We start from the raw sequence: 22,902 nt of genomic DNA, 5'->3' as shown, positions 1-22,902 counted from the left end.
GGGCTTCCATCATGACCATCGCTGGGCCGAAGATCGGGCCGAACCTGGGACCGGACAGGTGGCAGAGCGTGTCGCCGGCCGGCTCGCTGCCGGCCGAGCTCAACAGCTTCGTGGGCCGCCGGCGGGAGATCGCCGAGGTCAAGCGGCTGCTGGGCGAGGGCAGGCTGGTGACGCTGGCCGGCGTGGGCGGCGTCGGCAAGTCGCGGCTGGCGCTGCGGGTGGCCTTCGACCTGCGGCGGGCGTACCACGACGGGGTGTGGCTGGTGGAGCTGGCCGCGCTGGAGAGCGCCGAGCTGCTGGTCGCGACCGTCATGGCGGCGCTGGGCATCCAGGACAGGGCGTCGCGGCCCTCCATCGAGGTGCTGGCCGCCCACCTGCGCGACCGGCGGACCCTGGTGGTGCTGGACAACTGCGAGCACCTGCTGGACGCGTGCGCGGCCCTGGCCGACCGGCTCGTACGCGCCGCGCCCGGCCTGCGGATCCTCACCACCAGCAGGCAGGCGCTCGGCGTCACGGGCGAGCAGGTGCTGCAGGTGCCGACGCTGGCCGTCCCCGAGGACACCGAGGCCGCCGAGACCGCCGGGGACGCCGAGGCCGGTGCGCGGGCGGACGGACAGACCGACGCGGTGCGGCTGTTCGCCGAGCGGGCGCGGGCCGTGCTGCCCGGCTTCGAGATCACCGACGCCAACCGCGAGGCCGTCGCCCGCGTCTGCCGCCGGCTCGACGGCATCCCGCTCGCCATCGAGCTCGCGGCCGTACGGCTGCGGGCGCTGTCGGTAGAGCAGCTCCTGGAACGGCTGGACGACCGCTTCCGGCTGCTCACCACCGGCGCCAGGACCGCCATGCCGCGCCAGCAGACCCTCCGCTCGCTCATCGACTGGAGCCACGCCCTCTGCACCGAGCAGGAACGGCTGCTGTGGAGCCGGCTGTCGGTGTTCTCCGGCGGGCTCGACCTGGAGGCGGCCGAGCAGGTGTGCTCCGGCGGCGGCATCCCGCCCGAGGACGTGATGGACCTGGTCGGCGGGCTGGTGGACAAGTCGGTGCTGGCCCGCGAGGAGCACCGGCAGAGCGTGAGATACCGGCTGCTGGAGACCATCAGGCAGTACGGGCGCGAGCGGCTGCGCGAGTCGGGCGAGGAGGCGGAGCTGCGTGCCCGGCACCGCGCCTACTTCCGTGACCTGGCCCTGCGCGCCCGCCGCGGCTGGTACGGGCCGGACCAGGTCGCCTGGTTCGCCCGCCTGCGCGCCGACCACGGCAACCTGCGCACCGCCCTCGACTCCGCCCTGCCGTCCGGCTCGCCCGGCTCCTCCCCGTACGCGCCGGGGCCGGACGGCCTTCGCGACGGGCTGGTGCTCACCACGGCGCTCTGCTTCTACTGGATCGCGGCCGGGGCGTTGCGCGAGGGCCGGGTGTGGCTGGCGCGGCTGCTGGCCGCCGCGCCCGAGCCGACGCCGGAGCGGGCCGAGGCGCTGTGCGTCCAGGCCCGCCTCGCGGTGCTGCAGAGCGACTTCGAGGAGGCGGACACGCTCCTGCGGGAGTGCCGGGAGCTGGGCGACGCCCTGCCCGACCCGCCGCCGGCCGCGCCCGTCGCGTACGTCGCCGGCCTGGCCGCGCTGATGCGCCACGACCTCAGGGAAGCGGTGACGCTGCTCGGCGAGGCCGCCGACGGCCACCGGGCGGCCGGCGAGGAGAGCGGCGTGGTCAACGCGCTGATGTACCTGGCGACGGCGCACGGCCTGCTCGGCGACGACGAGCAGGCGATCGACCGGTTCAAGGAGTGCCTGGCGCGGTGCGAGGCGCGCCACGAGCACTGGTTCCGCTCCTACACGCTGTGGATGTTCGGCATCGAGACCTGGCGGCAGGGCGACCCGGCCCGCGCGATCGAGATGGAGCGCGAGGCCATCCGGCTCAAGCAGCCCTTCGACGACCGGCTCGGCGTCGCGCTCTGCGTCGAGGCGCTGGCCTGGATGACCGCGGACGCCTCGGCCGAGCGGGCCGCCACGCTGCTCGGCGCCTCGCAGGAGAGCTGGCGGGCGTTCGGCGGGCCGCTGTTCGGCTACCTGGAGGGCTACCACGAGGCCGCCGAGGCGGCGGCGCGCGAGCACCTCGGCGCCCGCGGGTTCGCCGCCGCCTTCCGCAAGGGCGTGGAGCTGCCCCCTGCCGACGTGCCCGGGTACGCGACGGGCAGCGAGAAGACGACGGGCAGCGAGAAGCGGCGGTCACGTGCCCCGCGGACCGGCGAAACCTCGCCGCTCACCCGCCGCGAGCGGGAGATCGCGGCGCTGGTCGCCCGCGGCATGAGCAACAAGGAGATCGCGGCCACCCTGGTGATCGCGCAGCGCACCGCCGAGGCGCACGTCGAGCACATCCTGTGCAAGCTCGGCTTCACCTCCCGGGCCCAGATCGCGGCCTGGGTCGCCGGGCAGGGCGATCAGACCGGGGGCTGAGGCGTGCGCAGCCGTACCGGACCGAACAGGCCACTGGCGCGCTGGCCGGCGAAGACGAAGTGCGTCGGGCTCACCTCGTCCAGGTACGGTCCCAGCGTGCCGAGCACCAGGATCTCCACCACGTTCGCGCCCTCGGCGAGCTCGACGGCGAACCGGTACGGCGAGCAGACCCGCACCCCGCAGGGCTCCCCGTTGACCACGACCTCGGCCGTGCCCCGTACCCGGCCGAGGTCGAGCAGGCCGGGCCCGGCGGCCGGGACGGTGACGGTGGTCCGGTAGCGCACGCCGCCGCTGTAGCCGGGCAGGCCCCGCTCCTCCCAGTCGCCGAGCCGCATCCGGCCGGGACCGCAGGCGAAGCGGACCGGCCCGCTGAAGACCGCCCCCGCCCGCGCCCCCGGCTCGGTGACCACCCGCACCTCGATGGGCCCGCTCCCGAGCCCGCCACCCAGCTCGACGACCCGGCCTCCGAGCCCGCCGCCCAAGTCGACGACCCGGCCTCCGGGGCCGCTGCCCAACTCGACGACCCGGCCTCCGGAGCCGGGGCCCGGCTCGATGACGCGGCCGGTCGAGCCTGGGACTTCGCGCACCTCGACGCGGCCGGTCGTGGGCAGCTCGACGGCGGTCGCGCCCGGCGGGACGTCGAGCAGGAAGCGCTCCTCCCCCGGCCGGTCGCCCGGCACCGCGAAGCCGGCGGGCGGCGCGGACGGCCGCCCGTCCAGCCAGCCCGCCTCCGGCAGCGGGTGCGGACGGGGCCGCAGCCAGAGCGCGGCGGGGTCGCCGTGCTGGCGGCGGCGGACCCGGGGCTCCGGCGACCAGTGCGGCCCCGAGACGGCCAGGCCGTCGGCCAGGATCCAGCCGTCCGACTCCACGGCGATCGTGTTGCGGCCGGGCCGCAGCAGAGGGGCGAGGTCGTAGCGGCGCACGCGCGGGATGTCCGCCTCCGCGTACGGGTCGAACCCGCCCTGCCGGCCCGCCTCCACCCCGTTGACCAGCACCCGGCAGAACGTGGTGGACGCCACCTGCAACACTTGGTCACCGTCGCCGGCCTCCACGACGGTCTCCAGGCGGGGCCCGGCGATCCACTCGGGCCGGGCCGCGTCGGCCGGGTCGTCGGCCAGGCAGGCGTAGGCCCGCAGGTCCAGCTCCTCGTCAGGGACGAGCAGCAGCTCCAGCAGATGCTCGCCGGGCGGCACGGGGTCACGGGTGACGGCGGCGTACCCGGCGTCGTCCAGGGGGCGCGGCTCGCCGTCGAGCCGGAGCGTCTTGGCCGCGCCCGCGCCGAGCGCCAGCCACCGCGGCGGGCCCGGCGGCACGGTGAGCACGCTGCGGAACCTGGCCTCCGCCCCGGCGGCGACCCGGCCGAAGGCCAGGAACTCCACCGGGACGTGCCCCTTGGGGCCGAGGGTGTCGCGGTGCACGGGGTCCTTGCGCAGGCCGCGCGAGGCCGACCAGACCGAGGGCGTCCACGGGCCGTCGCCGACCCGCTGCTCGCCGCGCGGGCCGAAGGTGACGTGCACGGGCTCGCCGCCGGGCGTGCGCAGCGTCCAGAGCTCGACGCCGGCGCCGCCGCCGCCGAAGTCCGCCCAGGTGTCGTCGAGGGTGGGGACCAGCTCGACGTCCCATTCGTCCCCGAGGTCCGTCTCCACGGGGTACCCCGGCTCCGGCGGAGCCGGGCCGTCGGCGGGGCCGTCGGCCGGATCGGCGGCCGGGTGGACGGCCGAGTGGACGGCCGAGTGGACGGCCGAGTGGGCGGCCGGGTGGACGGCCGGGTGGGCGGCCGGGTCGGTGAAGACCAGCAGCGCGGCGGGCCCGTCGTCGAACGGCACGACCACCTCGACGGCGTCGCCGCGCCGGACGTGCCGCAGCGGGACCGGGTCGCCGCCCGCGAAGGGCCGCAGCAGCCGGGGCGCGCCCGCCACGTCCCGCACGGTGACGCGCAGCTCGCGGGCGTACCGGGCGGGGTCGAAGTCGATGTCGGCGTCCAGCCAGCCCAGGTCCACACCCCGCTCCTCCGGGCGGCCGACGCCGATCCTGCTGGCCATCGGATGCGTGGCGGCCAGGAACACCAGCGTGGCGTCGCCGGTCTCGCGCACCAGCGCGGGCACCGGGGCCTCCACCCGGCGCGGCATCGCGGCCAGCGCCTCCCCCACGTCCTCGGGGGTCGCGGCGAGCCTGGCCCGGCCGCGCAGCTCCGGCGGCACGGCGCCGACGGCCACCAGCAGCCCGCCCGCGTCGGCGAACGCGGCCAGCCGCGCGGCCACGTCCTCGTCCAGCACGGTGACGGCGGGCAGCACGATCGCCCGGTACGCCTCCGTGGACACCGCGAGCCGCCCGTCCGCGACCTCCGCGCGCCGTACCGAGTCCTCATCGATCACGTCGGCGTCGAGGCCCAGCCGGTCGAGCACCCCCGGCTTCGTGGCGAACCACGCCATGTCGCCCACCAGCGCCCGGTAGACCTCGTCGGCCCGCGCCGCCTCCGGCCCGGCGGGCGCGCCGCCCGCCAGGGCCGTGCCGGACTGGACGGTCGTGGTCGGCAGCAGCACGGCGACGTCGCAGGCGTGGCGGCCCAGCGACAGGGCGGCGCACAGACGGGTCACCGCGTCGGCGAACACCCGGTGGTGCCGCCAGTACGGCTGCCGCCAGTCGGTGGACGGCGGCGCCCACTCCCACCAGCCGCGCCGGGTCGTGTAGTAGACCGCGTGCGGGTTGTAGAGCGTCGCCCCTGCCCGCAGCCACGGCAGCAGCCAGTCGAAGGTCTCCTCCAGGGTGCCGCCCCAGCCGCTGGAGTGGAACGCCTCGATCCAGACGCGGGAGCGGCCGTACAGGTGGGCCAGCGAGGCGTGCAGGCGGGCGTCGCCGTGGTGGTCGGAGCCGGGCGCGGAGAACCAGCGGTGGGTGCGGGCGTAGTCGGCGTACAGCTCGACGCCCGCCACCGGATGCCCGGCGCGGGCCGGGTCCTGCTGGTCGCAGCCGTTCAGCAGGCCGTGCCGCTCGTGCCAGGCGGCGAGCGGACGGAAGAACGCCTCCTCGGCCAGCTCGGCGCGGGTCCGCTGGTAGGCGGCCCAGTCGGGGTCGGCGAGCGAGAACTCCTTCCCGCGCCGCGCCAGGTGCTCCTTGGCGAAGCGGGCCGACCAGGTGGGCAGCGTGGGCAGCTCGTCCTGGAACGACCCGGCGACGACCCGCCCGAACCAGTGCCCGATCCGCCGCTCGAACTCGCCGTGCACCCGGTCGAGCAGCACCGCGCACGCCTCGGCCGACAGGTAGTCGAAGCCGCGCGTGGTGACCTCACCGCCGGGGCCGAGCCACTGCCCGGCGAACTCCGGCCGCTCCTGCACCAGGCGGGCCTGGAGGTCGGCGCCGGAGAAGCCGAGCTGGTCGTAGAACCACAGGCGGGCGCCGAGCTCGAAGGCGTCGGCGCACACCCCGTCCAGCAGCTCCCACCACGCCTCGGACAGGAACGGCGGGTCGTCGGCGTCGGCGCCGAACAGCGGCCCCGACGGGGCGAGGTTGAGGATGACGAGGTTGTGCACTCCCCCGGCGACCAGCCGCTCCATCTGCCAGCGCAGCCGGTCGCGGCGCAGGGGCTCGCCGCTCCACCACCAGATGGCGGCCGGCGAGTACGCGCGCGGCGGGTCCCGGAAGATCCGGGCGGCCTCGCTCATCCCTTCAACCCGCTGGAGAAGCCCTTGATGACGTAGCGCTGCAGGGCGAGGAAGACCGCCACGATGGGCAGCGCGCCGAGCACGAGGCCGGCGAAGACCAGGCCGTGCTGGGAGACGTACTGGCCGACGTAGGCGAAGACGCTGACCGGGACCGTCTCGAAACCGGAGCCGCCGAGGTAGACCAGCGGGGTGAAGAAGTCGTTCCAGATGAAGACCGCGTTCAGGATGAGCACGGTGCCGGTGATGGGCCGCAGCAGCGGGAAGACGACGCGGGTGAACGCCGTCAGGTGGCCGGCGCCGTCGATCTGGGCGGCGCTGGCGTACTCGCGGGGCAGCGCCCGGATGAAGCCGGTGTAGAGGAACACGGTGAACGGCAGCTGGATCCCGGTGTAGAAGAGGATCATCCCGGCGTGCGTGCCGATGAGCCCGAGGTCGGTGACCAGCCGGTAGAGCGGGATCATGCCGAGCTGGAAGGGCAGCACGATGCCGAGCAGGAACAGGATGTACAGCCCGTAGCCGAGCCGGGTCTGCACCCGGGCCAGGAAGTAGGCGGCGAACGAGCCGAGCGCGATGAGCGCGACCAGGCTGACCACGGTGATGACGGTGCTGTTGACCAGCGAAGGGCCGAGCGCGGCGGCCGACCAGGCGGTGGCGAAGTTGTCCAGCGTGGGCGGGTTGGGCAGGGCCAGCGGCGCCTGCGAGATCTGCGCGGGGTCCTTCAGCGCCAGCGACACCAGCGTGTAGACGGGGAACAGGAACGCCACCGCCACCGCGATCATGACGATCTCCAGCAGGAACGTCCGCCGCATCACACGCTCACCTCCCGGCCGCGCAGGTAGGAGACCTGGATGAGCGAGACCGCGGCCACGAACAGCGCCAGCACCAGCGCGACCGCGGTGCTGTAGCCGAACTTGCCGAAGACGAACGCCTGCTTGTACAGCACGGTGGACAGGGTCTCGGTGGCGTAGCCGGGGCCGCCGTTGGTGGCGGCGAAGACCTGGTCGAACAGCTTGAGCCCGCCGATCGTGGACAGCATGAGGTTGATCGTGACGGCCGGCGCGAGCAGCGGCCAGGTGACGTACCTGAACCGCTGGAACGTGCCCGCCCCGTCGATCATCGCGGCCTCGTGCAGCTCCTTGGGCACGCCCTCCAGCCCGGCCAGGAAGATGACCATGGAGTAGCCGGCGTACTGCCACACGACCATGCCGGCGATCGACCACAGCGCCACCGACGGGTCGCCGAGCCAGTCCACGTGCAGGCCGAGCAGGCCGTTGAGCCCGGCGTCGGGGTCGGGGTTGTAGATGTACTTCCACAGGAAGGCCACCATGACCGGGCTGACGACGACCGGCGCGAAGAAGACCACGCGCAGCAGGGCGCGGCTCTTCAGCTTCGCGTGCACGCCGAGCGCCAGCAGCAGCCCGACGCCGTTCTGCACGGCGACGACGGCCAGGGTCAGCAGCAGCGTGTTGCCGATCGAGCCCATGGCCTGCTCGTCGCCGAGCAGGGTGCGGAAGTTGGCCAGGCCGACGAACGACCAGTCCTCGCCGATGCCGCTCCAGTCGGTGAAGGCGTACACGACGCCGCTGATCGCGGGGTAGAGCACGACCAGCGCGTACACCGCGAGTGCGGGGGCGGCGAACAGCCAGGGCGGGGTGGTGGCGCTGCGGCGCGGGCGGGCGGCGCTGGCCGGCCGCGCGCGCCGGACGGTCAAGGGGGTCACTTGCGGTAAGCCTCGTCCATCTTCTTCAGTGCTTCGTCGATCGTGGAGTCGCCGGCCAGCAGCTTCTGGACGACCGCGAAGTGCACCGGCTGGACCTCGGCGTTGGGCCAGCGCTGGTCCATGAACGGCACGGCGCGGTCCTTGGTGAACGGCAGGAACGACTCCACCGCCGGGTCGATGGTGGAGGAGGCGTCCTGGGTGAGCGGGATGGCGGCGATCTCCTTGGCCCAGGCGTTGATGTTCTCCTGCTTGCCGAGGAAGTCGATGAACGCCTTGGCCGCCTCGGCGTTCCTGCCCTTGGCACTGGCGCCGAGGCCGACGACGACGCCGGCCGGGATCCACACCGAGGCGGCGTCGTCGGCGCCCGGCAGCGGGAACATCGACAGGTCGTCGGGTGAGGAGGCGGCCTTGCGGAAGTCGGGCAGCACGGCCGAGACCTGCACGGCCATGGCGGCCTTGCCGGTGGCGACCATCGAGGTCTGCTGCTCGAAGGTGGTGCCGTTGGGCTTGTCGTTGAAGAAGCCGCGCTTCTGCAGCTCCAGGTACATCTCGAAGGCCTGCTGCCAGCCGGAGCCGGCGAAGGTGGCCTGCCCGGCCTGCTGCTTGTCGTCGAACGTGGGGTCCTTGGCGTAGACGGTGGAGGGCACCAGCGCGTACGTGATGAGCTGGGTGACCCACGGCGTCTGCGCGCCGAGCGCGATCGGCACGACGCCGGCCTTCTTGAGCTTGTCGCAGACGGCCAGGAACTCGGTCCACGTGGCAGGCGGCGCGTCGATGCCGGCCTGCTGGAAGACCTTCTTGTTGTAGACGGCGCCGATGACCGACGAGCCGGCCGAGTACAGGTAGGTCTTGCCGTCGAGCTGGAAGGCGGGCTTGAAGCCCGCGGGGATGGTCTGCGTCCACGCCTGCGCCGACAGGTCGGCGAGCAGGCCGGCCTGGGCGATCTGGGTCATCGACATGGCGCTGCCGCTGCCGGGATAGACCACGTGCAGGTCGGGGGCGTTGCCCGCGCCGAGCTGGGTGCGCAGCGAGGTCTGCACCTGGTCGGTGGGCGCGTACGAGGGCGTGACGCGCACGCCGGGCGTGGCCTGGGCGTAGGCGGCGGCCAGTTTGTCCATCGGCGCCTTCTGGTCGGAGACGCCGACGAACTTGAGGTCGGTGGTGGTGCCGCCGCCGCCCGTCGTCGCGGTCGTCTCCGGCCGGGTGGAGCAGGCGGTGGCCGCGCTGGCCAGCGCCAGGCCGCCCATCAGGCGGAAGAACTGCCCGCGGCTCACCCGGGCGTCGTGCAGAAGGCCGGTCATGCTCGCCTACCTCCATGAATTGATTGTTAATTTAACAGCCAATTCTGTTACAAGTGATGGATGCAGGGAGGTTACGAGTCGCCCCAGCGGGGTGTCAAGAGTAGGATGCGCAGCCGTCCCACCAGTGTGGAGAGGGCGGAGAGGGCTTCGGTGGATTCGCGTCAGCACACCCCCAGCAGGTCCGCCCGGTGGCGCGGCATGGCCGAGCACATCGTGCGCCAGGGCTCGGCCTCGGTCGCCGAGCTCGCGGAGAGCTTCGGCGTGAGCGTGATGACGGTCCACCGCGACCTCGACGAGCTCGAACGCCAGGGCATGGTCCGCAAGGTCCGCGGCGGGGCGACGGCCCAGGCCAGCAACGTGTGGGAGAGCAACATCGCCTACCGGCTGCAGGCCCACACCGCCGAGAAGGACGCCATCGCGCGGGTCGTCGCGGCCCAGATCGAGCCGGGCAGCTCGATCATGCTCGACGACTCCACCACGGCCCTGGCCGTGGCCCGCCATCTCGGGGAGCTCGCGCCGCTCACGGTGGTGACGAACTTCCTGGAGGCGATCCGGCTGCTGGCCGGCGTCCCCGACATCCGGCTCATCGCGCTGGGCGGCGAATATCACGCGAGCCATGATTCGTTTCTCGGCCTCGGCTGCGTGGACGCCGCCGAGGCCGTGAGCACCGACGTGGTCGTGGTGTCCACCTCGGCCGTCTCCGACCAGTACGCCTTCCATCAGGAGCAGGAGATCGTCCTGGTCAAGCGGGCGATGCTGCGCTCGGGCACCCGGCGCATCCTGGCCGTGGACGGCTCGAAGCTGGCCAGGGTGGCGCTGCACCGCGTGGCGCCGCTCGACGACTTCGACGTCATCGTGGTCGACTCCGGCGCGCCCGCCGACCTGCTGCAGCGCCTGCACGACCGGCACCGCAACGTCCTGGTGGCGCACGTGTGACCCTGCCGGTGACCCTGCCGGTGACTCTGCCGGTGACTCTGCCGGCGCCCGGCGGGCGGCGAATGTAACGTCGAGGACGTTATTTGTAACTCCACTCTTGTTAAGTGCACATCCTGCTTGCTACAAAGTGAGGGCTTTCGCCCCCCAGCGTAGGAAGCAGGAGCATGGATCATCCCTCCCGTAGATCCTTCCTCGGCCTCGGCGGCGCCGCCTTCGCCCTGGCCTTCACCTCCGACCTGGCCGACCCGTGGACCGCGCGGGCCGACTCGCGCGCCCTGGCTCGCGGCGACTACCCCTTCCGGCTCGGCGTCGCCTCCGGCGACCCGCTCCCCGACCGGGTCGTGCTCTGGACCCGGCTCGCGCCCGAGCCGCTGCAGCCGCTCGGCGGCCTGCCGTACCAGAAGATCAAGGTGGAGTGGGAGATCGCCGAGGACGAGGCGTTCACCCGGCGCGTGCGCCACGGCTCGGCCTGGGCCAGGCCCGAGTACGGCCACTCGGTGCACGTGGACGCCACCGGCCTGCGGCCCGGCCGCGACTACCACTACCGCTTCCGCGCCGGCGGCGAGCTGAGCCCCGCCGGCCGCACCAGGACCGCGCCCGCCCGCGACGCCAGCCCGGAGGCGCTGCGCCTGGCCTTCGCCTCGTGCGCGTCCTGGCAGGACGGCTACTACAGCGCCTACCGCCACCTCGCCGACGAGCGTCCCGACGTGGTCTTCCACCTGGGCGACTACATCTACGAGTTCGGCATCGTACCGACCGGCGGCAACCGCAACACGCCCGTCCCCGAGCAGTTCCGGGTGCAGTGCGACACCCTCGACCGCTACCGCGTCCAGTACGGCCTCTACAAGAGCGACCCCGACCTGCAGGCCGCCCATCACGCCGCGCCGTGGATCGTCACCTGGGACGACCACGAGGTGCTCGACAACTGGGCCGGCCGGTACGGCCCCGGCGGCGAGGTCAGCGAGCAGGACTACCTCGTCATCCGCGCCAACGCCTTCCGCGCCTTCTGGGAGAACATGCCGGTCCGCCTGCCCTCGGTCGAGGGCCCGGACGCGCGCGTCTACCGGCGCTTCACCTTCGGCGACCTGGCCGAGTTCAACGTGCTCGACACCCGCCAGTACCGCGACGACCAGGTCTGCGGCGACGGCCAGCAGGTGGACTGCGCCGACCGGCTCGACCCGGCCCGCCAGATGATCGGCGCCGAGCAGGAGAAGTGGCTGCTGGACGGCCTCGGCGCGTCCCGCGCCCGGTGGAACGTGCTCGCCCAGCAGGTCGCCATGATGCAGCTCGACTTCGACGCCGGACCGGCGCAGAAGCTCAGCATGGACCTGTGGGACGGCTACAAGGCCGCCAAGGACCGCCTGCTGACCGGCCTGGTCGAGCGCCGGGTCAGCAACCCGGTCGTGCTGACCGGCGACATCCACTACAACCTCGCGGGCGACCTGCGGACGAACTTCGACGACCCCGCCTCGCCTGCCGTCGGCGTCGAGCTGGTGTGCACGTCCGTCAGCAGCGGCGGCAACGGCAACGCGAGCACCGGCGTGCCGCCCGGCGGCAGCGACCCCGTCAACCCGCATGTGCGCTTCTCCAGCTACCAGCGCGGCTACGTCTCCTGCGAGGTCACGCGGAGCCAGTGGCGGGCCGACTTCCGGGTCGTCCCGTACGTGGACCGGCCCGGCGCGCCGGTCTCCACCAGGGCCAGCCTGGTCACCCTCGACGGCGCCCCCGGCCTGCACGCGCTCTAGGAGGAAGGTTTCGAACATGCGTCACCTCACCGCCGCGCTCGCCGCGACCACGGCCCTGGTCACGACGGTCCTGCTCACGACCGCCGCCACGCCCGCGCCCCCGTCCCCCTCGCTGCCCTCCCCCGCCTCGGAGCCGCCGTCGTCGGTCTCGGTCAAGGTGCGGCCGGGCACGTCCAAGGGCAGCGGCGCGCTGACCCCGATCGCCGGCGCCGACCGCCTGGTCGCCCCGCTCGGCGTGGACCCGGCCTGCCCCGCCAGGATCGACATCGGCCTGCGCAGCGACGCGAAGAAGGCCGGCTACGCCACCGCCGCCGTCGAGGTGGACCCGCCGCTGACCGCGTCCCGCGCGATGCTCACCAGCTACCTGCCGCCCGGCTACGAGCTGTCCGCCAAGCTGCTGGTGGCCGTGCCGCCGGGCACCGCCGAGGGCACGTACGGCCTGCGCCTGCGCACCTCCACCCGCACCTTGGAGGTGCCGGTCGAGGTCATGCCCGTGGACCGGCTGGACAACGGCGGGAATGTCGCGCTGCGCCGCCCCGTCACCGCCTCCTCGCAGCACACCAACGCCAACTACCCGCCGTGCAGCGTCGCCGACGGCGACCGCTCCTCCAACGGCTGGGCCGGCGGCAACGGCTGGAACGACGCCACCGCGCGATCCTTCCCCGACACCGTCGCCATCGCGCTCGGCGGCGCCCGCCAGATCTCCCGCGTGGACCTGTACACGCTCGACACCGAGCGTTACCCGGCCTACCGCTACGGCGTGCGCGACTGGGACGTCCAGGCCCAGGTGGGCGGCCAGTGGCAGACGGTCGCGCAGGTGCGCGGCAACACCGCGGGGACCGCGCGCTCGGACTTCGCGCCGGTCACCGCGGACGCGGTCCGCGTCGTGGCGCTCGCCTCGAACGGCGCCAACGACTACACCCGCATCATCGAGGTCGAAGTCCGCTGAGCGAAGGGAGAACGCCGGTGAGCGGCACGTTCACTCGGATCACACCGCGCCCCGTGAAGGTGGGGCTGGTCGCCGGAGGGCTGGGGGCGTACTGGCCGCAGTTCCCCGACCTGCTGCCGCAGTTGCGGCGCTCGTCGGCGCGGGTGGCCGAACGCATGCAGGCGCTGGACTGCGAGGTCGTCGATGTCGGCTTCATCTCCGACGCGCAGGAGGGCGCGGCGGCGGCCGAGAAGCTGCGCGCCGCCGGGTGCGACCTGATCGTCGGGTTCCTGACGACGTACATGACGGCCACCATGCTCGTGCCGATCGCGCAGCGCAGCGGCGCGCCCGTGCTGCTCATCAACCTGCAGCCGACCGAGTCGATGGACCACGCCACCTTCGACACCGGCCAGTGGCTCGCCTACTGCGGCGCCTGCCCGCTGCCGGAGATGGCCAACGCCTTCACCCGCTGCGGCATCCCGTTCCGCTCGGTGTCGGGCTACCTGGAGGACGAGCGGGCGTGGGAGCGCATCGGCCGCTGGGTGAAGGCGGCCGGGGTGCGGGCCGCGCTGGGCCGCGGCCGGCACGGGCTGATGGGCCACCTCTACCCCGGCATGCTGGACGTGGCCACCGACCTGACCCTGGTCAGCGCCAACTTCGGCGGCCACGTCGAGGTGCTGGAGTTCGACGACCTGCGGGTACGGGTGGAGAAGGTCGGCGACGACGAGGCCGCCGGCCGGGTCGCGCTGGCCCGCGAGGTCTTCGAGCTGGACGGCTCGGTCAACGAGGAGGACCTCCAGTGGGCCGCCCGCGTCTCGGTCGGTCTGGACCGGCTGGTCGAGGACTTCGCCCTGGACAGCCTCGCCTACTACCACCGCGGCCTGGACGGCGAGATCCACGAGCGGCTGGGCGCCGGCATGATCCTCGGCGCGTCCCTGCTCACGGCCCGCGGCGTCCCGGCGGCCGGCGAGTACGAGCTGCGCACCTCGCTCGCCATGCTGATCATGGACCGGCTGGGCGGCGGCGGCTCCTTCACCGAGCTGCAGGCGCTCGACTTCGCCCGCGGTCACGTCGAGATGGGCCACGACGGCCCCGCCCACCTGGCGATCAGCTCCCGCCGCCCGCTGCTGCGCGGCCTCGGCGTCTACCACGGCAAGCGCGGCTGGGGCGTGTCGGTCGAGTTCGACGTGACGCGCGGCCCGGTCACCGCGTTCGGGCTGCGCCAGGACCGGGACGGCGGCTACGGCTTCGTGGTCTCGGAGGGCGAGGTCGTCGAGGGTCCGCTGCTGCAGATCGGCAACACCACCTCGCGGGTGGACTTCGGCTGCGACCCCGGCGAGTGGACCGACGCCTGGAGCGCCAGCGGCATCTCCCACCACTGGGCTCTCGGCACCGGCCACCGCCTGGCCGAGCTCCGCGCGGTCGCCGACCTGCTCGGCGCCGGGATCACGCACGTCCAGCCGGGGCGATGAACGGGGGTAAACCCGTACGATGAGGGCGTGCGCGGACTCATCCGCTCGTTAGGGCGCTCGGTGTGGAACGAGCCGCGGGCGCCCGGCGCGCCGCGGCGGGTCTGGCGGGACTGGGCGCTCGTCGCGGTGCTCGTGCCGGTCGCGGTCCTGGAAGGCGTGCTGCGGCCGGACCTGCCCCTGCGGGTGCCGGCGGTGGTGCTCACCGTCGTGCTGGTGCCGTTGCTGCTGTGGCGGCGTCGGCGGCCGCTGCTCATGCTCGTGACCGCGTTCGTGGTGAGCGGGGCCGCGGGGCTGGCCGCGGGCGGGCAGGACGTCGAGACGTACACGATGGCGTTCGTGCTGATCCTCGTCTACGCGCTGTTCCGCTGGGGGTCGGGGCGTGAGGCGGTCGCCGGGCTCGGCATCGCGCTGGTCGCGCTGGGGCTGTCGGCGGCGCAGGGCCGCCTTGAGCTGGGCGACCTGGTGGCGGGGCTGGCGGTGACGGCGGCGGCGCTCGGGCTGGGCGGCGCGCTGCGCTTCCGCGCCGGCGCCCGCTCGCGCGAGCTGGACCAGGTGAAGCTGCTGGAGCGCGAGCAGCTGGCCCGCGAGCTGCACGACCTCGTGGCCCACCACGTCTCGGCGATGGCGATCAGGGCGCAGGCGGGGCTGGCCGCGGCGGCGGCCGAGCAGCCGGACGCCGCGGCCGACGCCCTCCGGGTGATCGAGGCCGAGGCGTCGCGCACGCTGGCCGAGATGCGCACGATGGTGCACGTGCTGCGCCGCAACGAGCCGGCCGAGCTGACGCCGGGCAAGCAGCTGGGCGACCTGACCGAGCTGGCCGGCCGGGCGCGGGTCGGGCCGGCCGTGGACGTACGGATCAGCGGCGACGTCGAGGGCGTCCCGCCGTCGGTGGGGGCGGCGATCTACCGCATCGCGCAGGAGTCGGTCACCAACGCCAGGCGGCACGCCCGGCACGCCACCCGCATCGAGGTGGACGTCGCCGCCGACGACGCGGAGGTGCGGCTGCGGGTGTCCGACGACGGCGACGGCGTCGTGGCCCGGCAGATCTCCTCGGCCGGGTACGGCCTCATCGGCATGATCGAACGCGCGGGCCTGCTGGGCGGCACCTGCGAGGCGGGCCCGAACCCGGGCCGCGGCTGGACCGTCACCGCGGTCCTGCCCAGAACGGGGGCGACGACGTGAGCGACCAGGACCAGAGCCCCATCCGGGTGATCGTCGCCGACGACCAGGAGATCGCCAGGACCGGCCTGCGGATGATCCTCGACCTCCAGCCCGGCATCGAGGTGATCGCCGAGGCCGGCGACGGGCGGCGCGCGGTCGAGCTGGCCCGGCGGCTGCGCCCGGACGTCTGCCTGTTCGACATCCGCATGCCCGCCCTGGACGGCATCGAGGCGACCCGCCTGCTGGCCGGCCCGGCCGTCGCCGACCCCATCGCGGTGGTCGTCATCACCACCTTCGACCTGGACGAGTACGTCTACGCCGCGCTGCGGGCGGGCGCCCGCGGCTTCCTGCTGAAGGACGCCGGGCCCGACCTGCTGGCGCAGGCGGTGCGGGCGGCGGCCGGCGGCGACGCGCTCATCGCCCCGAACGTCACCGCCCGGCTGCTCGGCGCGTTCGCCGGCTCGGCCCCGTCGGCGCCGCCCGCGCAGCCGGTCGAGCCGCTGACCGAGCGGGAGGAGGAGATCCTGGCGACGGTGGCGCGCGGCCGGACCAACAGCGAGATCGCCGCCGAGCTGCACATCTCGCTCAGCACGGTCAAGAGCCACGTCGCGAGCCTGATGACGAAGCTCGGCGTGCGCAACCGGGTCGAGATCGCGATGTGGGCCTACGAGACCGACCGGGTCAGGCGCTGACCCCGGCGGCCCGTGCTGCGGCGGATCAGCCCTTCGGCCACCGCCAGGTTGACCGCCCATCCGGCGCCGAGCAGCAGCGCCCGCGTCGTGCCCGTGGGATCGCCGCCCGCGGCGCCCGTCCAGAGGCCCAGGATCAGCGCCTGGCTGCCCGCGCCGAGGCCCAGCGCGTAGGCGCGGATCATCCAGGCGCGGTGGTGGGCGTAGCGGCGGCGCAGCACGGCGGCCAGGCCGAGGACGAGCGCGGCCGCCATGAGCGAGCCGAACCCGAGCCGGAAGGCGGCCAGCAGGTCGCCGTCGCCGTCCTGGCGGGGGTAGGAGAGCGTCATCCATATGCCGGACAGCGCCACGACCAGCCCGAGCGGCAGCAGGATCCGCCCCATCAGCCGGTGCCTGGCGGGCGGCCTGCGGCCACCGAACTGGAAGGCCCCGAGCACGATGTAGCCGGTCGCCGCGATGATGTGCGCCACGACGGGCACGGGCATGGCGGCGAAGCGGGCGCCGTCCGGCATGACGTCCGGGCCGCCGGACAGGGCCGACAGCCGGAGCGCGCCGGCCACCAGGGGGACGACGGAGAGCGCGATCAGCGCGACGGGCACGAGCCGCGACGCGCGCCGCCCGGCTGAGCCGGTGGGAACGGATGCCTGGGTCATGCCTCGATGGTGGCGGCCGGGGTGGGGGCCGCTCATCGGCGCTTCGGCCCTGATCCAGGCGTCCCAAAGGCCACTCGGGAGGTCGTACTTTCGGCGGTTACGACGGGGCGGGGCCGCGCCCACACTGGCGTTCGTCAGTCCCCACCCGAACAAGGAGCGCCCCATGAAGGCCTTCGTCCTCGACTCCTACGGCTCCCCCGACGCGCTGAAGCTCACCGAGCTGCCCCGCCCCGTGCCCGGCCCCGGCGAGGTGCTGGTGCGGGTGCGCGCCACGTCCGTCCAGCCCTTCGACTGGCACCTGATGCGCGGCGAGCCGCGCCTGGCCCGCCTCATGCCCGGCGGCCCCGGCCTGTTCCGGCCGAGCCTGCCGATCCTCGGCGCGGACGTCGCCGGCGTCGTCGAGGAGACCGGCCCCGGCGTGACCGAGGTCGCCCCCGGCGACGAGGTGTACGCGATGTCCGGCGGCGGCGGCTTCGGCGAGTACGCCGCCGTCAAGGTCGCCGACCTGGCGCCCAAGCCGCGGACGCTGTCGTTCGAGGAGGCCGCGGCGGTGCCGATGGCGGCGCAGACCGCCCTGCTGGCCCTGCGCGACGACGGCGGCCTGGAGGAGGGGCAGCGGGTCCTGGTCAACGGCGCCTCCGGCGGCGTGGGCACGTTCACGGTGCAGCTCGCGCGGGCGTTCGGCGGAAAGGTCACCGCCGTGTGCAGCCCCGCGAACCTGGACGTGGTGCGCTCGCTCGGCGCCGAGGAGGTCGTGGACTACACCAAGGAGGACGTCCTGGGCCTCGGCCGCCGCTTCGACCTGGTCGTCGACATCGCGGGCAGCCACCCCGGGCGGGCCTACCGGCGGCTGATCCGGCCGAAGGGGCGGCACGTGCAGGTGGGCGGGCGGGGCAGCCGGTGGCTGCAGCCGATGGGGCGGATGTTCGGGACGCTGGCGGCCGCGCCGTTCCTGCCGCACCAGGTCGCCATCACCAACGGCCCGTGGAAGGAGACCCGGCGCAACCTGATCACGCTGGGCGCGCTCATCGACGCGGACGAGGTACGGCCGGTGATCGACCGGCGGTACACCTTCGAGGAGATCCCGGCGGCCGTCCGCTACCAGGAGGAGGGCCACGCGCGCGGCAAGGTCGTCGTCACCGTGACGGAGTCCTGACCTCTGCGCGCGCAGGTCAGCCCGCCCGGCCGGGGGCCGGGGCGGGGAAAGCGCTCATAATCCCGATTTTGTCGGGCATTCTAGGGAACCGCGCAGGACGCACGAAGCGATGGGAGTCCTTGATGCCGTTCCTGACCCAGCTCGCCGACGTCGCCCGCCGCACCGGCAGCCCGGTCACCGAGGTGGCCGGGTGGCGGACCCGGGGCCACGGGCCGCAGCCGGAGGTGCAGGGCGTCGTCTGCCACCACACGGCCGGCCCGGCCGGCGGCGGCGACTACCCGTCGCTGGCCGTGGTGCGCGACGGGCGGCCCGGCCTCGACGGCCCGCTGTCGCACTTCGGGCTCGGCCGCTCCGGCCGCATCTACGTGATCGCCGCCGGGCGGTGCTGGCACAACGCCCCCTCGACCTCGCCCTGGCACGACAACTCCAGCTCGCTCGGCATCGAGGCCGAGAACAACGGGACCCAGCCCTGGCCGGCCGCGCAGCGGGAGTCCTACGTCCGGCTGTGCGCGGAGCTGTGCCGCGAGTTCAAGCTGCCGGCCTCGCGGGTCAAGGCGCACCGCGAGGTCAACACCGCCAAGCCCGACCCCCACTCCATCGACATGAACGACTTCCGGGCGTCGGTGGCCGCCATCATCAAGGCCGGCCCTGGCGCCTTCTGGACGGAGGAACTCGTGAGGAACCTGCCGGTGATCAGGCTCGGCGACGACAACTACGACGTCAAGACCGTGCGCGGCTGCCTGTTCGCCCGCGGGCACGTGCCCCCGGCCGCGTACGCCGACCTCCCCGGCGGGCTGCGCGCCTGGCTGGAGTCCACGGTCGCCGACGAGGGCCTCATGGCGCTGGTGAGCGCGTTCCAGCAGGCGAGAGGGCTCGGCGCGGACGGCGTCGTCGGCCCGGAGACCTGGCCGCCGCTGCTGCGGGTCTGACCCCCGGCCGCGACCCGGTCATGGGCAGGTGGTGCGGTTCTCCGGGACCGTGCCGTCCAGGAGGAACCGGTTCACGGTGTCGTCCACGCAGGAGCTGCCCGAGCCGTACGCGCCGTGGCCCTCACCCCGGTGGATGAGCTCCACGCCGGCGCCCAGCCGTTCGGCCATCGTGGCCGCGCCCTCGTACGGCGTCGCCGGGTCGCCGGTGGTGCCGACCACGAGGACGGGCGGCGCTCCCGGGGCGCGCACGTCGGTCGCGGGCGCCGCGCCGGCGACCGGCCAGCCCGTGCACTGCAGCAGCGACCAGGCCAGCAGCTCGCCGAAGACCGGCGAGGCGGTGCGGAACTCCGGCAGCCGGGCGCGTACGTGCGCGGCGGTGTAGCGGTCGCTGGAGTCGGCGCAGTTGACGGCGGCGTTGGCGGACTGCAGGTTCGTGTAGCGGCCGTCGTCGCCCCGGCCGTAGAGGGCGTCGGAGAAGTACAGCAGCAGGTCGCCCTTGCCGTCCTCGATCGCCGAGCGCAGCGCGAGCCTCAGGTACGGCCAGGACTCGCGGGAGTAGAGCGCGGCGGCGATGCCGTACAGGGCCTGGGTCTGGGTGAGCCAGCGTCCGCCGGCGGCGGGCAGCGGGCGCGAGTCGAGGCGGGCGAGCAGCCGGGCGATCCGCCGCTCGCCCCGCCGGTTGTCCTGTTCCCCGCCCTTCCGCCGGGCGGCCCGCCCGCCGGGGACCGGGCAGTCGCGCCGCCCGGCGCAGTCGCGCAGGAAGTTGCCCAGCGCCCGCTGGAACCCCTTCGCCTGGTGCAGGGCGACCTGCTCGGCGTTCTCCGTGGGGTCCACGGCGCCGTCCAGCACCATCCGGCCCACCCGCTGCGGGAACAGGTGGGCGTAGACGCCGCCGAGTTTGGTGCCGTACGAGATGCCGAAGTAGTGCAGCCGCTCCTCGCCGAGCGCCTGCCGCAGGAGGTCGAGGTCGCGGGCGGCGTTCTCGGTGCCGACGTACGGCAGCACGGCGCGGGCGTGGCGGGCGCAGGAGGCGGTGAACGCGCGGAAGCCGCCGATCAGGGTGCGTTCCTCGGCCGGGCTGTCGGGGGTGCCGTCCAGGTCGCGCCAGGCGTCGAACCCCCGGCCGTCCAGACAGCGCACCCCGTCGCTGCGGCCCACGCCGCGCGGGTCGAAGCTGACCAGGTCGTAACGCCGGTGCAGCTTCAGGTAGCGGTCCTTCGCGATCGGCGGCAGCGTGGCCACGCCGGACTCGCCTGGGCCGCCGAAGTTGAAGACGAGCGAGCCGAGCCGCCGCTCACCCGCGCCCGGTTTGGCCTTGGCGCGGATGAGCGCCAGCCGCAGCCGCGGACCGTCCGGGCGGGCGTGGTCCAGCGGCACCTTCAGCGTCGCGCACTCCCAGGCGGTGCCGTCGGCCAGCGGCTCCGGCCGGTCGCCGTTCTCCTGTGCCGGGCACCGCTTCCACGTGAGCTCCTGGCCGGTCGCAGTGGCGGGCGGGGCGGTCACAGTGACGGTCACAGTGGTGGCCACCAGGGGAAGCAGGGCGGCCACGGCCGCGAATCTCCTCATGCACGCTCCTCGGGCAGGCGGCCGGTCGCCGCGCGACGACATCCTGGCGGCCCGCACGCTCCGGCGTACGGCGGTTTCCCGCGCCTTGGCGCGGCCACGACCACGTCATCGACGTCCTGCCCCGGGGCGGGTGAAACTTTCATCGGCCCCTGCCGGACCTGCTCCGGTCGCCGGGCTGGTGGGCGGCGTGGCCCGCGAAAAGGGGTGTGCAGGCGGCCCGGTTCGTGCCCGGCCGGATGACGCCGGCACCGGACCCCGTGCACGTCCGACCATAATCTCGCCGCGAGTGGACCCGCCCTACTCCCCCATCAGGAGGACGTGCATGCGAAGCCGCATCGCGCTGTTGCTCGCCGCCATCGCCGTCGCGCTGCTGCCGCTCAGCCCGGCACAGGCCGCGTACGGACCCCCGAGCCCGATCATCCTGCAGGTGAACGCGAGCGACGGCACCCAGCTCGCCCGCGTCGAGGGCACGGTCGCCTTCGACGACGGGAACACGCGGTACACCTATTCGCTGGTGCTGTGCCGCCGTTCGAGCTTCCAGGCGCCGTACGTCAGGATCTACGTCAACGGCGTCCTCTACAACACCCTCTTCTGGAACCCCTCCACGACCGTTCCCTGGTGCTTCTACTCCGGCTTCGCCTCCCCGCACTCGGGCGAGGTGGACTACGGGGCCGTCGTCCGGAACGTCACCTTCGAGCTGATCGGGTCCAGCTTCCCGAACAACGTCTACAGGGAACACCGCAGCGGCTTCACCTACGACAACCCCTACAACTGACGATCCCGTACGACGGCAGAAGGCCGCGCTGACGTGGCCTTCTGCCGTCGCGGTCTTGCCGTGATCATCCGGCTCTGCTTACGTGGTCGGGATGAACCGTCGAACATCACCTGCGAGCCGCGTCGCGCTGCTGCTCGTCCTGGTGGCGGTCCCTCTTCTGCTGGTCAATTGGCTCGTCGCCGGCCTGATCCTGGGGTCGGGCTGCGTCTCCCCGTACGAGGGCGGCAACATCACGGAATGCGCGGGCGGGCTCTCCGAGGAGGAGATGTCGGCCGTGGCGGGGCTGGTGGCGTTGGCGCTGTTCGCGCTCCAGTCCTGGTTGATCGCCCGGCGGTACGGCAGGAAGAAGGCCGGGCGGCCGGCCGAGGGCTGACCGGCGGGCGTCAGAGCTCCACGCCTTCGCGGAGCAGGGACCAGGCGCGGCGGACGGTGGCGCGGCGCTCAGGGGCCGGGATGTGGGCGAGGGCGCCGGCGATCATGCCGAAGATCAGCACGAGGTCGTCGGCCGAGACGCCGGGACGGATGCGGGGAGCCCGCCGCGGGTCGTCGAGGACGCCCTGGAGCAGGCCGACCACGCGCTCGCGCAGGCCGAGGATGCGCGGGTCGGGCTCGGCGGAGGCCCGGGAGACCAGCTCGATGAACGCGGTCGAGGCGACGGCGTTCTCGGTCATCACCGCGAGCAGGTCGTCGATGGTGCTGCCCGGCTCGGCGGCGAGCGACTCCAGGGCGGCGACCTGCTCCTCGAACACGGCCATGGCCAGCGCGACGCGGTCGGGGAAGTGCCGGTAGAGGCTGCCCTGGCCGACGCCGGCGGCGCGGGCGACAGAGCTGAGCGGCGCGCCGTAGCCCTCGGCGGCGAAGACCTGGCGCGCGGCGGTGATCAGCGCGGCGCGGTTCTCGGCGGCGGCGCTGGGTCCTTTGTTCGGTCGACGCGGCCCCGGCATGAGGGTTATCGTACAACCGGACAGAGATGTCCGGTTGCCGAGCACCCCCCAGGAAGGACAGGCTCATGAACGCATTCGACGACCGTGTCGCCCTCGTCACGGGAGCGGGGTCGGGGATCGGCCGGGCCATGGCGGTGGCCTTCGCCAAGGCCGGCGCCCGGGTGGTGGCCGCCGACGTGGACCGGGCGCGGGCCGAGGAGACGGCCGCCATCGTGGGCGAGGCCGCGCTCGCCGTCACCGCCGACGTCGGCGACCAGGCGTCGGTGGCGGCGCTGACGGAGGCGGCCATCGGCGCGTACGGGCGGATCGACGTGCTCTGCAACAACGCCGGCATCCTGGACACCATGGCGCTGCCCGCCGAGATCGCCCCCGAGGTGTGGGACCGGGTGATCCGCGTCAACCTGACCGGCGCGTTCCTGGTCACCCACGCGGTGCTGCCGCACCTGCTGCGCCAGGGCCGGGGCGCGATCGTCAACACCGCCTCCGAGGCGGGCATCCGCGGCGGCGCGGCCGGAGCCGCCTACACCGCCTCGAAGCACGGGCTCATCGGCCTGACCAGGAGCGTCGCCTGGGCGTACGCGAAGGACGGCATCCGCTGCAACGCCATCCTGCCCGGCCCCACCGCGACCAACATCGCCGACGGGGCCAGCTTCGACCCGGCCGGCACCGCCCGCCTGTCGCCGGTGCTGGCCCTGGGCGAGCTCATGGCGCAGCCGGAGCAGATGGCCGACGCCGCGCTCTACCTGGCCTCGGACGCCGCCTCGTTCGTCAACGGCGCGATCGTCCCCGTGGACGGCGGCTGGTCGGCCGGGTAGGAA

19 protein-coding genes are annotated in these 22,902 nt (G+C 73.9%); 12 read left to right on the top strand and 7 right to left on the bottom strand.

Annotated elements, in window-relative coordinates:
- The first annotated feature begins 11 nt into the window (after positions 1 to 11).
- Positions 12 to 2,447, top strand: a complete 2,436-nt coding sequence (locus AC27IY_RS27810; RefSeq protein WP_487179720.1) for an ATP-binding protein — start codon at positions 12 to 14, stop codon at positions 2,445 to 2,447.
- Here AC27IY_RS27810 and AC27IY_RS27805 read toward each other — a convergent pair.
- The 4 genes from AC27IY_RS27805 to AC27IY_RS27790 are packed head-to-tail and all read right to left on the bottom strand — an operon-like array spanning position 2,432 to position 9,130.
- Positions 2,432 to 6,109 (bottom strand): hypothetical protein, encoded by a 3,678-nt coding sequence (locus tag AC27IY_RS27805; protein WP_487179719.1) that lies wholly within the window; start codon positions 6,107 to 6,109, stop codon positions 2,432 to 2,434. The genes AC27IY_RS27810 and AC27IY_RS27805 overlap by 16 nt on opposite strands.
- Positions 6,106 to 6,918 (bottom strand): carbohydrate ABC transporter permease, encoded by an 813-nt coding sequence (locus AC27IY_RS27800; RefSeq protein WP_329576393.1) that lies wholly within the window; start codon positions 6,916 to 6,918, stop codon positions 6,106 to 6,108. Before AC27IY_RS27800 ends, AC27IY_RS27805 begins: the two co-directional genes overlap by 4 nt.
- Positions 6,918 to 7,829, bottom strand: coding sequence for a carbohydrate ABC transporter permease (locus tag AC27IY_RS27795; RefSeq protein WP_364452014.1), 912 nt, complete (start codon positions 7,827 to 7,829; stop codon positions 6,918 to 6,920). Before AC27IY_RS27795 ends, AC27IY_RS27800 begins: the two co-directional genes overlap by 1 nt.
- Positions 7,826 to 9,130 carry an extracellular solute-binding protein gene (locus tag AC27IY_RS27790; RefSeq protein ID WP_344219172.1) on the bottom strand — a complete coding sequence of 435 codons (1,305 nt, stop codon included), beginning with the start codon at positions 9,128 to 9,130 and terminating at the stop codon, positions 7,826 to 7,828. Before AC27IY_RS27790 ends, AC27IY_RS27795 begins: the two co-directional genes overlap by 4 nt.
- A 150-nt stretch (positions 9,131 to 9,280) precedes the next feature.
- Between AC27IY_RS27790 and AC27IY_RS27785 the strand changes: the two genes are divergently transcribed.
- From AC27IY_RS27785 to AC27IY_RS27760, 6 genes are all read left to right on the top strand, one after another.
- Positions 9,281 to 10,066, top strand: a complete 786-nt coding sequence (locus AC27IY_RS27785) for a DeoR/GlpR family DNA-binding transcription regulator (RefSeq protein WP_344219174.1) — start codon at positions 9,281 to 9,283, stop codon at positions 10,064 to 10,066.
- A 164-nt stretch (positions 10,067 to 10,230) separates the two neighbouring features.
- The gene (locus AC27IY_RS27780) at positions 10,231 to 11,811 is read left to right on the top strand and encodes an alkaline phosphatase D family protein (protein WP_449952404.1); all 1,581 of its coding nucleotides are present in this window, start codon (positions 10,231 to 10,233) and stop codon (positions 11,809 to 11,811) included.
- Positions 11,812 to 11,827: 16 nt separating this feature from the next.
- A complete protein-coding gene (locus tag AC27IY_RS27775; protein ID WP_487179718.1) occupies positions 11,828 to 12,760 on the top strand; it encodes a discoidin domain-containing protein in 933 nt (310 codons plus the stop codon).
- A 17-nt stretch (positions 12,761 to 12,777) separates the two neighbouring features.
- Positions 12,778 to 14,211 (top strand): arabinose isomerase, encoded by a 1,434-nt coding sequence (locus AC27IY_RS27770; RefSeq protein WP_423448364.1) that lies wholly within the window; start codon positions 12,778 to 12,780, stop codon positions 14,209 to 14,211.
- Between the two features lie 27 nt (positions 14,212 to 14,238).
- Entirely contained in the window at positions 14,239 to 15,393 is a 1,155-nt protein-coding gene (locus AC27IY_RS27765; RefSeq protein WP_487179717.1) for a sensor histidine kinase, read from the top strand.
- Positions 15,390 to 16,064 (top strand): response regulator, encoded by a 675-nt coding sequence (locus tag AC27IY_RS27760; RefSeq protein ID WP_344219184.1) that lies wholly within the window; start codon positions 15,390 to 15,392, stop codon positions 16,062 to 16,064. The genes AC27IY_RS27765 and AC27IY_RS27760 overlap by 4 nt, the downstream gene beginning before the upstream one ends.
- Here AC27IY_RS27760 and AC27IY_RS27755 read toward each other — a convergent pair.
- On the bottom strand, positions 16,037 to 16,714 hold the full coding sequence (locus AC27IY_RS27755) for a DUF2306 domain-containing protein (protein WP_487179716.1): 678 nt from the start codon (positions 16,712 to 16,714) through the stop codon (positions 16,037 to 16,039). The genes AC27IY_RS27760 and AC27IY_RS27755 overlap by 28 nt on opposite strands.
- Positions 16,715 to 16,877: 163 nt before the next feature.
- On the opposite strand from AC27IY_RS27755, the gene AC27IY_RS27750 reads away from it, so the two are divergent.
- Positions 16,878 to 17,870: an NAD(P)-dependent alcohol dehydrogenase gene (locus tag AC27IY_RS27750; RefSeq protein ID WP_487179714.1), complete on the top strand. Its 993-nt coding sequence runs from the start codon at positions 16,878 to 16,880 to the stop codon at positions 17,868 to 17,870.
- A 122-nt stretch (positions 17,871 to 17,992) separates the two neighbouring features.
- Positions 17,993 to 18,799, top strand: coding sequence for a peptidoglycan recognition protein family protein (locus tag AC27IY_RS27745; protein WP_344219190.1), 807 nt, complete (start codon positions 17,993 to 17,995; stop codon positions 18,797 to 18,799).
- An 18-nt stretch (positions 18,800 to 18,817) separates the two neighbouring features.
- Here AC27IY_RS27745 and AC27IY_RS27740 read toward each other — a convergent pair whose 3' ends face one another.
- Positions 18,818 to 20,365 carry an alpha/beta hydrolase gene (locus tag AC27IY_RS27740; RefSeq protein ID WP_487179712.1) on the bottom strand — a complete coding sequence of 516 codons (1,548 nt, stop codon included), beginning with the start codon at positions 20,363 to 20,365 and terminating at the stop codon, positions 18,818 to 18,820.
- Positions 20,366 to 20,687: 322 nt separating this feature from the next.
- Between AC27IY_RS27740 and AC27IY_RS27735 the strand changes: the two genes are divergently transcribed.
- On the top strand, positions 20,688 to 21,140 hold the full coding sequence (locus AC27IY_RS27735) for a hypothetical protein (protein ID WP_091086177.1): 453 nt from the start codon (positions 20,688 to 20,690) through the stop codon (positions 21,138 to 21,140).
- Between the two features lie 91 nt (positions 21,141 to 21,231).
- The gene (locus AC27IY_RS27730) at positions 21,232 to 21,513 is read left to right on the top strand and encodes a hypothetical protein (protein WP_423470714.1); all 282 of its coding nucleotides are present in this window, start codon (positions 21,232 to 21,234) and stop codon (positions 21,511 to 21,513) included.
- Between the two features lie 10 nt (positions 21,514 to 21,523).
- On the opposite strand, the gene AC27IY_RS27725 is transcribed toward AC27IY_RS27730, so the two are convergent.
- Positions 21,524 to 22,084 carry a TetR family transcriptional regulator gene (locus tag AC27IY_RS27725; protein WP_487179711.1) on the bottom strand — a complete coding sequence of 187 codons (561 nt, stop codon included), beginning with the start codon at positions 22,082 to 22,084 and terminating at the stop codon, positions 21,524 to 21,526.
- A 65-nt stretch (positions 22,085 to 22,149) separates the two neighbouring features.
- Between AC27IY_RS27725 and AC27IY_RS27720 the strand changes: the two genes are divergently transcribed.
- On the top strand, positions 22,150 to 22,899 hold the full coding sequence (locus tag AC27IY_RS27720) for an SDR family NAD(P)-dependent oxidoreductase (protein WP_487179709.1): 750 nt from the start codon (positions 22,150 to 22,152) through the stop codon (positions 22,897 to 22,899).
- The last annotated feature ends 3 nt before the right edge of the window (positions 22,900 to 22,902 follow it).

This window comes from Nonomuraea sp. B208, assembly GCF_057536035.1.
This window is presented reverse-complemented; position numbering and strand designations above follow the sequence as displayed.